General features: G+C 64.5%; 11 protein-coding genes. 5 read left to right on the forward strand and 6 right to left on the reverse strand.

Annotation, left to right across the window (positions count from 1 at the left end):
* Positions 1-37: 37 nt before the first annotated feature.
* Positions 38-2,368, forward strand: a complete 2,331-nt coding sequence (locus tag ACFPPA_RS18445; protein ID WP_377322605.1) for a phosphomannomutase/phosphoglucomutase — start codon at positions 38-40, stop codon at positions 2,366-2,368.
* Positions 2,369-2,618: 250 nt separating this feature from the next.
* Here the strand turns inward: ACFPPA_RS18445 and ACFPPA_RS18450 are convergent, their stop codons facing one another.
* The 3 genes from ACFPPA_RS18450 to ACFPPA_RS18460 form a co-directional block, all read right to left on the reverse strand.
* Positions 2,619-3,275, reverse strand: coding sequence for a DUF4124 domain-containing protein (locus tag ACFPPA_RS18450; RefSeq protein ID WP_377322607.1), 657 nt, complete (start codon positions 3,273-3,275; stop codon positions 2,619-2,621).
* A 120-nt stretch (positions 3,276-3,395) separates the two neighbouring features.
* Positions 3,396-4,043, reverse strand: a complete 648-nt coding sequence (gene pyrE, locus ACFPPA_RS18455; RefSeq protein WP_377322609.1) for an orotate phosphoribosyltransferase — start codon at positions 4,041-4,043, stop codon at positions 3,396-3,398.
* A gap of 25 nt (positions 4,044-4,068) precedes the next feature.
* Positions 4,069-4,563 (reverse strand): GNAT family N-acetyltransferase, encoded by a 495-nt coding sequence (locus ACFPPA_RS18460; RefSeq protein WP_377322611.1) that lies wholly within the window; start codon positions 4,561-4,563, stop codon positions 4,069-4,071.
* A gap of 69 nt (positions 4,564-4,632) precedes the next feature.
* Between ACFPPA_RS18460 and ACFPPA_RS18465 the strand changes: the two genes are divergently transcribed.
* A complete protein-coding gene (locus tag ACFPPA_RS18465; RefSeq protein ID WP_377322613.1) occupies positions 4,633-5,400 on the forward strand; it encodes an exodeoxyribonuclease III in 768 nt (255 codons plus the stop codon).
* Between the two features lie 37 nt (positions 5,401-5,437).
* Complete coding sequence (locus ACFPPA_RS18470; RefSeq protein WP_377322615.1) at positions 5,438-6,643, forward strand: AmpG family muropeptide MFS transporter; 1,206 nt, start codon at positions 5,438-5,440, stop codon at positions 6,641-6,643.
* Between the two features lie 155 nt (positions 6,644-6,798).
* Here the strand turns inward: ACFPPA_RS18470 and ACFPPA_RS18475 are convergent, their stop codons facing one another.
* Complete coding sequence (locus ACFPPA_RS18475) at positions 6,799-7,020, reverse strand: hypothetical protein (protein ID WP_377322617.1); 222 nt, start codon at positions 7,018-7,020, stop codon at positions 6,799-6,801.
* Between ACFPPA_RS18475 and ACFPPA_RS18480 the strand changes: the two genes are divergently transcribed.
* Positions 7,013-7,507, forward strand: coding sequence for a hypothetical protein (locus tag ACFPPA_RS18480; protein ID WP_377322618.1), 495 nt, complete (start codon positions 7,013-7,015; stop codon positions 7,505-7,507). The two genes, ACFPPA_RS18475 and ACFPPA_RS18480, sit on opposite strands and share 8 nt — an antisense overlap.
* On the opposite strand, the gene ACFPPA_RS18485 is transcribed toward ACFPPA_RS18480, so the two are convergent.
* Positions 7,453-8,607, reverse strand: coding sequence for an anhydro-N-acetylmuramic acid kinase (locus ACFPPA_RS18485; protein ID WP_377322620.1), 1,155 nt, complete (start codon positions 8,605-8,607; stop codon positions 7,453-7,455). The genes ACFPPA_RS18480 and ACFPPA_RS18485 overlap by 55 nt on opposite strands.
* A 13-nt stretch (positions 8,608-8,620) precedes the next feature.
* Positions 8,621-10,066, reverse strand: a complete 1,446-nt coding sequence (locus ACFPPA_RS18490) for an OapA family protein (protein ID WP_377322621.1) — start codon at positions 10,064-10,066, stop codon at positions 8,621-8,623.
* Between the two features lie 186 nt (positions 10,067-10,252).
* On the opposite strand from ACFPPA_RS18490, the gene tyrS reads away from it, so the two are divergent.
* Positions 10,253-11,464, forward strand: a complete 1,212-nt coding sequence (tyrS, locus tag ACFPPA_RS18495) for a tyrosine--tRNA ligase (RefSeq protein WP_377322623.1) — start codon at positions 10,253-10,255, stop codon at positions 11,462-11,464.
* The last annotated feature ends 394 nt before the right edge of the window (positions 11,465-11,858 follow it).

The raw sequence follows: 11,858 nt of genomic DNA on the forward strand, positions 1-11,858 counted from the left end.
GCGGATCGGGCCGATCCACAGATACAGCCGTGGGGGTATGCCGTTGAAAAATGCGAAGGAACGACTGCAGAAATCGCAGATTGACTGGTCGGCGCTCCTGCCCCTGGCGGGCGGCACCCTGCTGTTGCTGCTGGGGCTGTTCTGCGCGTGGCAAACCTGGCTGATTGCCGATGAGGGGCATGCGATCGAGCGGGTGCACGCCGCGCAGGATCAAGCGGTGCAGGCAATGTCCGACGAGATCGCCAGGCAGCGCGGTACGGTCGAGAAGGTGCTGGCGACGGTGGATCCGACGACCGCGATGAGCAACCCGGCTCAAACCGCCGCGGCCTTGCGCCTGAAATTGCCGCAGGCAAGGAAGCTGGAGTTGTACAGCGGCGACCTGAACGAGGTGCTGCGCGCCAATTACCGCGAGTTTGGCTATGCCAAGGCCGCCCAGCTGATGGCTGCGCAAAGCGCGGAAGGCCTGCCGCTGGTGCAGAGCGTTTCCTATGGCAACGGTGATCGCCGCCTGAGCATGGTGATTCCGCTGGGATTGCCGCAGCAGGCGCAGGCCTGGGTCTGGGTCGAGCTGCCGTTCGCGCCGTTGCGGCAACGTTTCGACGCCATCTCGCCGGCCGGTGGCCGGCTGGACCTGCGTCAGGGTGATGATCTCGGCAGCGTGCAGCTGTTCTCCCACGGCAGCGCCTCTTCCGAGACCGAGGCGACCGGCAAACCGGTTGCCGGCAGCGTGTTCAGCGTCGGCGCCGGTTTGCCGGGCGCGTTCATCGTGCTGCCCCGATCATGGCCGCTGAGCGGGCTGCTGGCCTTGCTGGGTCTGGCTGGCGGAGGTTATCTGCTGTGGTTGCGCATGCGTTTGCGCATGCTCTCGAGGGTCGAAGCCGAGCAGCCCGAGGCACCGATCGAACCCCGCAAGGCGCCAGCCGCGGTCAAGCCGACCGCGCCGCCCGTTGCGGCCGCGCCGGCGCCGCCCCCAGCCGCCCCCACCCTCGAAGTGGACCCGAGCATCTTCCGCGCGTACGACGTCCGTGGCGTGGTGGGCAAGACCCTGAACAAGCGTGTCGCGCATGCGCTGGGCCAGTCGATCGGCGCATTGATGGGTGAGAAGGGCTTGCGCGAGATCGTCATCGGTCGCGACGGGCGGCTGTCCGGGCCGGAGTTGTCCGACGCGCTGTCCGACGGGTTGCGCGCGGCCGGCGTCGACGTGATCGATGTCGGCGCGGCACCCACGCCGGTGGTCTATTACGCGGCGTATCGCTTCAACACCGGTTGCTGCGTGGCGGTGACCGGCAGCCACAATCCACCGGACTACAACGGCTTCAAGATCGTGGTCGGTGGCGAAACGCTGTCCGAGGGAGCGATCCAGGACTTGTATCAGCGGATCGCCAGCGGGGCGCTGAGCAGCGACGGCCAGGGTGCTCGACGCGAGGTCGACGTGGCTCCCGACTACATCGAGAAAATCGTCTCCGACGTGCTCGCCGAGCGTCGCCTGAAGATCGTCGTCGACGGCGGCAACGGCATCGCGGGCGCCATTGCGCCGCAGGTACTGGAGGGGGTCGGTTGCGAGGTGGTGCCGCTGTACTGCGATGTCGACGGCACCTTCCCGAATCATCACCCGGATCCGTCCGATCCGGCGAATCTCGAGGACCTGATCCTTGCCGTGCGGCAGACCGACGCCGATCTGGGCATCGCGTTCGACGGCGATGGGGATCGCCTGGGCGTGGTCAGCCAGTCCGGCGAGGTCATCTATCCCGATCGTCTGCTGATGCTGTTCGCCCGTGACGTGCTGTCACGCCAGCCGGGCGCCACGGTCATCTACGACGTCAAGTGCACCAGCCATCTGAAGGGTCAGGTTCTGGATGCCGGCGGCAGTCCGCTGATGTGGCGTACCGGGCACTCGCTGATCAAGGCGAAGATGCGCGAGACCGGCGCCGAACTGGCGGGTGAGATGAGCGGGCACTTCTTCTTCAAGGAGCGCTGGTATGGCTTCGATGACGGCATCTACGCCGCCGCCCGCTTGCTGGAGATACTCGCCGGCGACCTGCACGGACGCAGTCCAGAGGAGATCTTCGCGACCCTGCCGAAGAGCGTTTCCACACCCGAGTTGAAGATCGAACTGGCCGAAGGCGAGCACTACCGGTTCATGGACCAGCTGCGTCAGCGCGCGCATTTCGACGAGGCCACCCTGATCACCATCGATGGCCTGCGTGCCGACTGGTCGGACGGCTGGGGTCTGGTGCGTGCGTCGAACACCACGCCGGCCCTGGTGCTGCGCTTCGAGGCGGACAACGGTGCCGCACTCAAGCGGATCCAGCAGGTATTCCACCAGCAGCTGCTGGCGATTGATTTCAAGCTCAAGCTGCCGTTCTAGCCGCCTGTCGGATGGTGATCGGTCGAGCCGAGAATTCGGCTGTGAGAACAGACAAGGCCGACTCGCCGCTCCCGAGGTGCTTCCATGGGGCAGCAAGCGGCGGACAGTGGACCGCGCAGACAAATTCGCCGGTCGGCCGATCACCGTCCGACAGGCCGCCGGAGCGGCGCGAATCGTGACGGTTCCCGATCAGCTCGCGGAGAGTTTCCCGCCCGCGGTGCGGGCGAGGAAACCGCCTGGCACAGAGCGCTTATTCCGTCGGGTTGTCCTGCGCCGCCTTGTCCTGCGCCGCCTTCAGTTCCCGGTAACGCGCCAGCTGCCTGGCCTGCAGCTCGACCGTCTGCGCACGCAGGGCCTGCAGGCGCTTCAGCGTGTTGCGCTGGTCGTTGACGACGTTGCGTTGCGTGGCGATGCCGTCGATCACGAATTTCGGCACCGGCTCCTTGGCATTCTCGATGTCGGCGGCCCGACCGAGCAGGCCGGTCAGCGCCTTTTCCTGGCTGCGCAGGTTGATCTGGGTGGTATGGATCTGCTGGTCGATGTTATCCAGCGCTTGTTGCTGCGAGATCCGGTACGACTCCTCGTCCGGATAGGCCGTCAGCATCTGCGCCTCGGCGTTGGCGATTTCCTGCGCGGCGCGCTGCTTGGCGGCCTGTTCGGCGGCCAGTTTGTTCGCGGCGGCGCGTTCCTCGGCATTCAGCTGGCGCGGCACGTGGCGCACCACCATGCCGTGGTCGTTGACCAGGTCGTAACCGTATTTCATCGCCTCGGCGGTGAGGCTGTCGCTGAAATGCATCAGGCCCTGCCCGTCATACCATTTGTAGCGGATGTTGCCGGTGTTCTGGGCGCACACCGACAGACTGGCAACCAGTACCACAGCAGCAAAAACGAGCAGTGATTTACGCATGCAATCCCCCTTGGGCCTCCGCAAAGTATAGCCGTCGCCACGGCGCTGGGTATTTCCGTGCCGATGCTCGGATGAGTCACCATCAGGGATGTGCCCGAGTCTATCGGCCGGATCATGAACTCAGTGCTGAACCCCGTAGCGCGCACGGTACGCCAGCAGGTTGGCGTGCTCGGCGGCCAGCTGGGGTTGTTCGCCGGCATAGGCCAGTACGTCGTCCAGACTGGTGATCGCGATCACCGGGATGCCGTAGTCGGCGGCCACTTCCTGCGCAGCGGAGCGCTCGCCATTGCCGCGCTCCTGACGGTCGAGTGCGATCAGCACGCCCGCCGGTTCGGCGCCGTGTGCGCGGATCAGCGCCAGCGACTCGCGCACCGCGGTGCCGGCGGTCATCACGTCGTCGACAATCAGTACCCTGCCCTGCAGCGGCGCCCCGACCAGCGCCCCGCCCTCGCCGTGGTCTTTCGCCTCCTTGCGGTTGTAGGCCCAGGGCAGATCGCGCTGATGCTGCTCGGCCAGCGCGATCGCGGTGGCCGCAGCCAGCGCGATGCCCTTGTAGGCGGGTCCGAACAGCATGTCGACCCGGATGCCTGAGTCCATCACGGCGGCCGCATAGGCGCGACCGAGCTGGGCCAGCGCGGCGCCCGAGTCGATTCGGCCCATGTTGAAGAAGTACGGGCTCTGGCGACCGGATTTGAGCGTGAACTGGCCGAAGCGAAGCACCTCGCGTTGCAGGGTCAGTTTGATGAAATCGCGTTGGTAATCGTGCACGGGTGGTCTCGCAGAAGGTCGGGTTTTACGGCAGGGCCCGCAACAGCAGCTGTTCCGGACCGGGACGGCGGTCATGGTACAGCCCGATGCGGGCGCGGAAACCGGCCCGCCGGTACAGCTGCGAGGCCGCATGATTGTTGTTGTTTACCGTGAGCACCAGCAGGCGCGCGAGCGGGTGACGCGCGGCGAGGTCGGCGATGAGCGCATTCAGCGCCAGTGCGCCGAACCCGCGACCCTGCCAGTCGGCATCGATGAAGAACGTGCGCAGACCCAGCGCGGGTACGGCGAAATCATGGCCGGCCACGCTGCGTGGATGGGGATCGATCCGGTAATAGCCCACCGGCGTGTCGCCATGGCAGATCGCCATGGGTTCCGCCCCGGGACAGGCCACCGCATCGGCCAGCAGGTCGGCGATGTCGCCCATGTATTCCCGTTGCGTCGGCAATACGCCCAGGTTCAACAGGGCCGGGCATAGCGAATCGTTGACCGGGTCGACGCGGATGATGGGATGTTCGTCCATGTTCGCCTCCGCTGGCGATGGAGAGGGCTGCGGTTGTTATGATCGCTCATCACGAGATCGGGAGGATTCATGCGCATCATCAGTCTGAACGCCAACGGCATCCGCTCGGCCGCGAACAAGGGCGTGTTTGACTGGCTGCGCGAACAGGATCCCGACGTCGTATGCCTGCAGGAGACCAAGGCGCAGGAGGATCAGCTGGCCGATCCGATGTTCCGCCCCGACGGACATCACTGTTTCTATCGCGATGCCGAGAAGAAGGGCTACAGCGGCGTGGCGATCTACGCCAAGCGCGAGCCGGATCAGGTGTTGACCGAGCTGGGTTGGGACGAGTTCGACAACGAGGGGCGCTACATCGAGGCCCGCTTCGGCAACCTCTCGGTGGTTTCGCTGTATTTCCCCTCCGGCTCGTCCGGTGACGAACGCCAGCAGTTCAAGTTCAAGGCCATGGAGTGGATCACGCCGATCTTCGATGCGTGGCTGACCAGCGGCCGCGACTATGTGATCTGCGGTGACTGGAACATCGTGCACACGAAGAACGATATCAAGAACTGGAGCTCGAACCAGAAGAACTCCGGCTGCCTGCCCGAAGAGCGCGCGTGGCTGGATCTGCTGTTCCAGCAGCGTGGCTGGGTCGACAGCTTCCGCGCGTTGAAGCCGGACGCGGTCGAATACACCTGGTGGTCGAACCGCGGCCAGGCCCGCGCGAACAATGTGGGTTGGCGGATCGACTACCAGGTGTGCACGCCGTCGATGCGCGCGCGTCTGCTCGATTGCTCGATCTACCGCGAGCAGCGCTTCTCCGACCACGCGCCGTATACGGTCGACTATGCCGACTGAACCGACCGTCGCTGCGACGGGGCGCAACTGGCGCATAGTGAGCATCGGCCTGCTGGGCTTCGCTTCAGGCCTGCCGCTGGCGTTGTCTGGCAGCGCGCTGCAGGCGTGGTTCACCACCGCGGGCATGAGCTTGCGCGATATCGGCTGGATCACTCTGATCGGCCAGGCCTACGTGTTCAAGTTCCTGTGGGCGCCGTTGCTGGACCGCCTGCCGCTGCCATTCCTCGGTCGTCGACGCGGCTGGATCTTGGTCATGCAGTTGCTGTGCGGCGCGGCGTTGATCAGCATGAGCTTCTACGCGCCGCAGGGCGCGGCCAGCACGCTCGCCTTCCTCGGTGTGCTTCTGGCGTTCGCTTCGGCGACGCAGGACATTGCCTATGACGCGCACCGCACCGATCTGCTGCGTCCCGAGGAGCGCGGCTGGGGTACTGCGTTCATGCAGGGCGGCTATCGCGCGGCGATGCTGGTGTCTGGCGCGTTGGCGCTGATCCTCGCGGATCATGTGGGATGGGCCTGGGTGTACCGGTTGATGGGCGCGCTGATGCTGGCGGCGATGGTGGTCACGGCCACCTCGCCGGAGGCGCCCGATGAACAGCCCACGCGCAGCTTCGCCGAGGCGGTGGTGCAGCCGTTCATGGATTTCTTCGACCGCTACGGCAAGCTGGCACTGGGCTGGCTTGCCCTGATGGTGTTGTACAAGCTGTGCGACGCATTTGCGTTGTCGCTGTCCACCACCTTCCTGTTGCGGGTGCCGCAGTTCACGCTCACCCAGTTGGGTGCGATCAACAAGACCTTCGGCCTGCTCGCCGGCCTGCTCGGCGCGCTGGCCGGGGGCTGGGTGGTAACGCGCATGCGGCTGTTTCCGGCGTTGCTGGTGCTGGGCGTAGCGCAGGCGCTGGTGAACCTGGGTTACATCTGGCTGGTACACAGCGGGCCGAATCTCTACGCGCTGGCCACCGTGGTAGGCATGGAAAATTTCTTCAGCGGGCTGGGCAGCACCGCCTTCGTGGTCCTGGTGACGGCGCTGTGCAATGTGCGTTTCTCCGCCACCCAGTACGCGCTGCTGTCATCGTTGGCGGCAGTGGGCCGGGTGTTCCTCGGCCCGCTGGCTGCGTGGCTGGTACCGCAGGTGGGCTGGTCGAACTTCTTCGCGATCACCGCGCTGTCGGCGCTGCCGGGATTGCTGCTGGTGATCGGCCTGCGTCATGCGATCCATCGCGCCGAGTTGGCAAGACCGCACTGAGCGTGAGTGGTTCAGCCCGGTCTGTCAGGCCAGACCGACGCAGCATGAAACGTCCCGGGTACGTGTGAGCCACACACCGGGAAGGGTTCCCGTGTCGTGCACGCGTTTTTTCAAGATCCCCGGACAGGTGTCGATCGGCGGCATCATGCGTTCGTTCAACTCGGCAGGGACCTCTCGAAAACCGGGATTGGCACCATCGCCAAGATCGACGGCATCTGGATCGGCATCGTCAGGACCTGTGGCTGATCGCCCATCCGGGCAAACTGCCCGGGTTCTTTGCCGGTGGCTATTCCCTCATTACCGTGCCGGCGGTGCTGCCGGCGATGCGGTTGTTCGCGTGCCTGTGGCCGCGCTTCCTCGGTTTCGAGCGTGAACATGCGGTGGCGAAGGCCACGAGCTGACCTCTCGCGTCCGTCGGGTGCCATCCCGGCACGGCTGCGTTCACAGTACAACTGCCAAATCATCCACGAAATCGCCGTCACGCTGCCCGGCCGGGTCGCGGCTGTGCAAAAATCCGTCCTACAGGGGCACACGCAACGCGGAGTCACGCCTGTGCCGGACATGATCTTGCATCACGTGGACAGCTTGCTGGCCGAGCGCATCAGGGTGCTGGCCAGGGAGCGGCAGTGCTCGGTCAATGACATTCTGCTGCAGGCCTTGCGCAACGGCCTGGGCATGTCGGCGGCCCAGCAATTCAGTGAATCCCGGCGCGATCCGCAGGTGCTGTCGGCGCTCGACGGGGACTGGGAAGCCTCGGAAGTGGGCGTGTTCCAGGAAGCCTTGCAAGCGCTGGCACAGACCCATCCGACTCAATTCGCGCCGGAAAACATCCGGTTCGACAAGTTTGCGGGGGGCGCGGAATAGATCGCTCCCAGCACGCGTTCCCCGCGCGCGCCGGTTACTCCCGGCAGATTGCCGGGCAGGCCGAGCAGACGCTGGCGTGCCAGCCAGGCGAACGCGGTGGCTTCGAGAAAGTCCGGATCGATGCCGTGATCAGCCGTCGTGCACAGGGTTCGGGGGGCCAATAATTCGCCCAGGCGCCCCATCAGCGCCGCGTTGTGCACGCCGCCGCCGCAAGCGAGCACCTCCTGCGCGGTGGGTGCGTATTGCACGATGGCCGTGGCGACACTGCGTGCGGTCAGTTCCAGCAGGGTGGCCTGTACGTCGGCCGGGTTCAACGATGCCAGCTGCGGATGGGTGGCCAGCCAGTCCAGATGGAAGTGCTCGCGGCCGGTGCTCTTGGGTGGCGGCAGCGCGAAATAGCGATCGGCCAGCATCGCTTCGAGCAGTCCCGGATCAGGCTGGCCCGCGGCGGCAAACATGCCATTGCGGTCAAACGGCTCACCGCGATGGCGCTGACACCAGGCATCGAGCAAGCCGTTGGCCGGGCCGGTGTCGAATCCCAGGACGCTGCCATCGGCACCGAGCACGGTGATGTTGGCAATGCCGCCCAGATTGAGCACCACGCGCGCATGTCCCGCTCGGGCCATCAGCATGGCGTGCAGTGCCGGCAGCAATGGCGCACCCTGCCCGCCGGCGGCGATGTCGGCCCGACGAAAGTCCGCCACCACGTCGATGCCGCAACTTTCGGCAATCACGCTGGGATCGCCCAGTTGCATGGTGAAGGGATGTTCGCCGGTGGGGCGATGGCGCAAGGTCTGGCCATGCGAGCCGATGGCCCTCACCGCATGCGCCGGCGTGCCGCTGTCTTCGAGCAGCTGCAGGGCAGCGGCGGCAAACTGCCGGCCGATCTCGACGTCCAGCCGTCCAAACGCATCCAGATCCAGTGACGCCTCGCCCTGCGCCAGGGCAAGCAGACGCTGGCGCAGCTCGGCTGGCCACGGATGGGCATGACTGGCGAGCAACTGCGGTGAGCCACCATCGAAGCGGACCAGCACGGCGTCGATGCTGTCTGCGCTGGTACCGGAGATCAGCCCGAGATAGAGCGCGGCATCGTCGTCCACGTTCGTGTGGTGCTCAGTTGTCGTTGTTGCCCGGCGCGCTGGCGCGGGCCAGCTTGATGCGGGCGTCGAGTTCGCGCAGCCGTGCCAGCTCGGGCTTCACGACCTGCGCCTTGAACCGTGCCAGCTGGCTGGCCGGCAAGGGCTGCGGCTGCGGCAAGGTCACCGTCTGTGGATTGCGCTGCACACCGTTGACCCGGAATTCGTAGTGCAGATGCGGTCCGGTAGCCAGACCGGTCATGCCGACGTAGCCGATCACTTCACCCTGCCGCACGTGCTCGCCGACATGCTGACCCTTGACGAAGCGCGACATGTGGCCGTAGGCCGTGCTGATGGTGTTGTTGTGCTGGATCACCACGAAATTGCCGTAGCCGCGTTCCCAGCCGTGGTACCTGATCACGCCATCGCCAGCCGCATGGATCGGGGTGCCACTCGGTGCAGCGTAGTCCACACCCTTGTGTGCACGCATGCGGCCGAGGATCGGATGCATGCGCGCCGTGCTGAATTTGGACGAGATGCGGGTGAAGTCGACCGGGATGCGCAGGAACGATTTCTCGATCGGGCGGCCGTCCTCGCTGAACCAGCCATAGTCGCCGTCGGCCTTCTTGAACCGGTAGGCGGTATAGCGCTTGCCCTGGTTGATGAATTCGGCGGCGATGATGTTGCCTTCGCCGTAACGGACGCCGTCACGATAGATGTCGTCGTAGATCACCGTGAAGCTGTCGCCGACGCGAAGATCCTGCACGAAGTCGATGTCGTACTTGAACAGGTCGGCCAGCTTGCCGACCATCGCCGCATTCATGCCGGCCTGGTCGCCCGCGGCATACAAGCTGCTGCGGATGGTGCCGTGGGCGACCTGCTCGCGCAGATCCATGTCGCGCTGCTCGAGGGTGAGAGTGGGGTGATCTCCATCCAGCCGAACGACTGCGCGCGTGGACTGGTCCTGCTCGAAGCGGAAGCCTTTCAGGCTGCCATCGTTGCCGAGCAGAAAATCGAATTCTTCACCCGGGCGTATCGTGTGCAGCGCGGCCTTGCCATCGCCCGCCGCGTCCATGACCTTCTGCAGGTCGGTCATGCTGAGCCCGCGGCCGTTGAAGATGTCGGACAGTGTCTGGCCCGGTTGAACCCTTACCGCTTGCCAGTCGTCCACCGTGGGCATCGACGTGCTGACCCGATCGATCTTCGGCAGCGCCAACGGCAGCAGGGCATGCGCCGCGGGCGTGGCCACCGGCCGCATCGCACTGGCCCAGGCCGGCATGATGAAACCGGACAGCAGGGTGATCAGCAGCGCCGTGCCGGCGAGCACCCAATGTTCACGATGCCAGTGGATCGGTTCCACCTCGGCCGAACGATTGAATGACCAGTGCGCGCAACGTTCATAGAAGCGGGAATGTCGACGTTGGGCCTTGCGGCTGATGGCCTGCTTGCGCGCATGATGCGCACCGAAATTTTCTTCAGCCATGCTGGATATGCCCTACGGTACAAAGTAACAAAGTGCAGGTACCATAACGGTCATGTGTAAATGGCGTCAACGCCTTTTCCATCAAGGGTTTGCACGACATTCCTGGTTAACACACAATTAACGTGGGCAGCACGGTCGCATTCATCGGCCACGGCTCCTCCGACCAAACATTCAAGAGAGAAATGCATGAGCGAGCTTGAGCGGGCGCTGGCCACGATTGCGCGTGGCGCGGACGAAATCATCAAGCGAGAGGATCTGGCCGAACGCCTGAAGGACGGACGCCCGTTGCGGATCAAGGCGGGGTTTGACCCGACCGCACCGGATTTGCATCTGGGCCATACCGTCTTGCTGAACAAGATGCGCCAGTTCCAGGACCTGGGTCACCAGGTGATCTTCCTGATCGGCGACTTCACCGGCATGATCGGCGATCCGACCGGCAAGAATGTGACGCGCAAGCCGCTCACCCGCGAAGACGTGCTGGCCAATGCCGAGACATACGCGGAACAGGTCTACAAGGTGCTGGACCGGGAACGGACCGAGTTGCGCTTCAATTCCGAGTGGTTCGACCGGATGTCGGCCGCCGACATGATCAAGCTGGCGGCCCAGCACACCGTGGCGCGCATGCTCGAGCGCGACGATTTCACCAAGCGGTATGCGGCGCAGCAGCCGATCGCGATCCATGAATTCCTGTATCCGCTGGTGCAGGGCTACGACTCGGTGGCGCTGAAGGCCGATGTCGAACTGGGCGGTACCGATCAGAAATTCAACCTGCTGATGGGGCGCGCGCTGCAGGAACATCACGGCCAGGCGCCACAGATCGTGTTGACCATGCCGTTGCTGGAAGGGCTGGATGGCATCAACAAGATGTCCAAGTCGCTGGGCAACTACATCGGCATCAACGAACCGGCAATCGATATCGTCACCAAGACCATGAAGATCGGTGACGAGCTGATGTGGCGCTGGTTCGAGTTGCTCAGCTTCGACGTGTCGCTGGAGGAGATGGCCCGGATGAAGCGGGACATCGCCTCGGCGGAGCTGAATCCGCGGGACGCCAAGTTGCGCCTGGCGCGCGAACTCACCGCGCGCTTCCACGGCGAGGCCGCGGCCGAGCTCGCGATCGCCGGCTGGCACGCGGTGGTCCGTGGCGAGGGGGATACCGCGCTGTTGCCGCAGGCAGACATCACCGTGCCTGCCGAGGGCATCCGTCTGGGCGCCCTGTTGACGGCGGCCGGCCTCACCGCGAGCAACTCCGAAGCCAGCCGCAAGCTGAAAGAACGGGCCGTCCGCATCGACGCGGCCGTTGTGGAGGATGCGCAGTGCATCTTCCAGGCCGGCTTCGAAGGCGTCCTGCAGGTCGGCAAGCGCAACTTCGCCCGAGTGAGGCTTGTGCGGGGCTGATCCAGCACGAGCCAGAAAAAGAAAGTTTCGTTAGAACTTCATCGACTTGGGTGGCATCCGCGGATCTTCCCTCAAGAAACGCTTGCTAAAAAAAGCACAGATCGTATTATTCGCGGCCCGCAGTCGCCCAGACGTCGCAAGACGGACCGCCGGGACCTCGAAAAAAAGCTTCAACGAGGGTGTTGACGGTCGCAAAAAGCGATGTAGAATGGGCGGCTCACCTAGGACGAAACGTCTTCAGGGGCAATCGAGAAATCGGTTGCAAGCGGTTGATCTTTGACAGTGTGCGCAGGTGAATTGTGTGGACGTCTTGCGATGGCGGGTTACGACCTGTCCAAGAAATGCAAGCGTCCAATGAAAGAAAAAAGTCAGTAATGAGTTTTGATTTTGTTGG

The sequence above is a fragment of the Rhodanobacter ginsengisoli genome (assembly GCF_042657065.1).
In the GTDB taxonomy this organism is placed as follows: Bacteria; Pseudomonadota; Gammaproteobacteria; order Xanthomonadales; family Rhodanobacteraceae; genus Rhodanobacter; species Rhodanobacter ginsengisoli.

What these genes read in the sequence shown, in the direction of transcription:
- ACFPPA_RS18445 (WP_377322605.1), top strand. Translation starts at nt 38, where the DNA reads ATGCCGTTGAAAAATGCGAAGGAACGACTGCAGAAATCGCAGATTGAC.
- ACFPPA_RS18450 (WP_377322607.1), bottom strand. Translation starts at nt 3,275, where the DNA reads ATGCGTAAATCACTGCTCGTTTTTGCTGCTGTGGTACTGGTTGCCAGT.
- ACFPPA_RS18460 (WP_377322611.1), bottom strand. Translation starts at nt 4,563, where the DNA reads ATGGACGAACATCCCATCATCCGCGTCGACCCGGTCAACGATTCGCTA.
- ACFPPA_RS18465 (WP_377322613.1), top strand. Translation starts at nt 4,633, where the DNA reads ATGCGCATCATCAGTCTGAACGCCAACGGCATCCGCTCGGCCGCGAAC.
- ACFPPA_RS18475 (WP_377322617.1), bottom strand. Translation starts at nt 7,020, where the DNA reads ATGTTCACGCTCGAAACCGAGGAAGCGCGGCCACAGGCACGCGAACAA.
- ACFPPA_RS18490 (WP_377322621.1), bottom strand. Translation starts at nt 10,066, where the DNA reads ATGGCTGAAGAAAATTTCGGTGCGCATCATGCGCGCAAGCAGGCCATC.
- tyrS (WP_377322623.1), top strand. Translation starts at nt 10,253, where the DNA reads ATGAGCGAGCTTGAGCGGGCGCTGGCCACGATTGCGCGTGGCGCGGAC.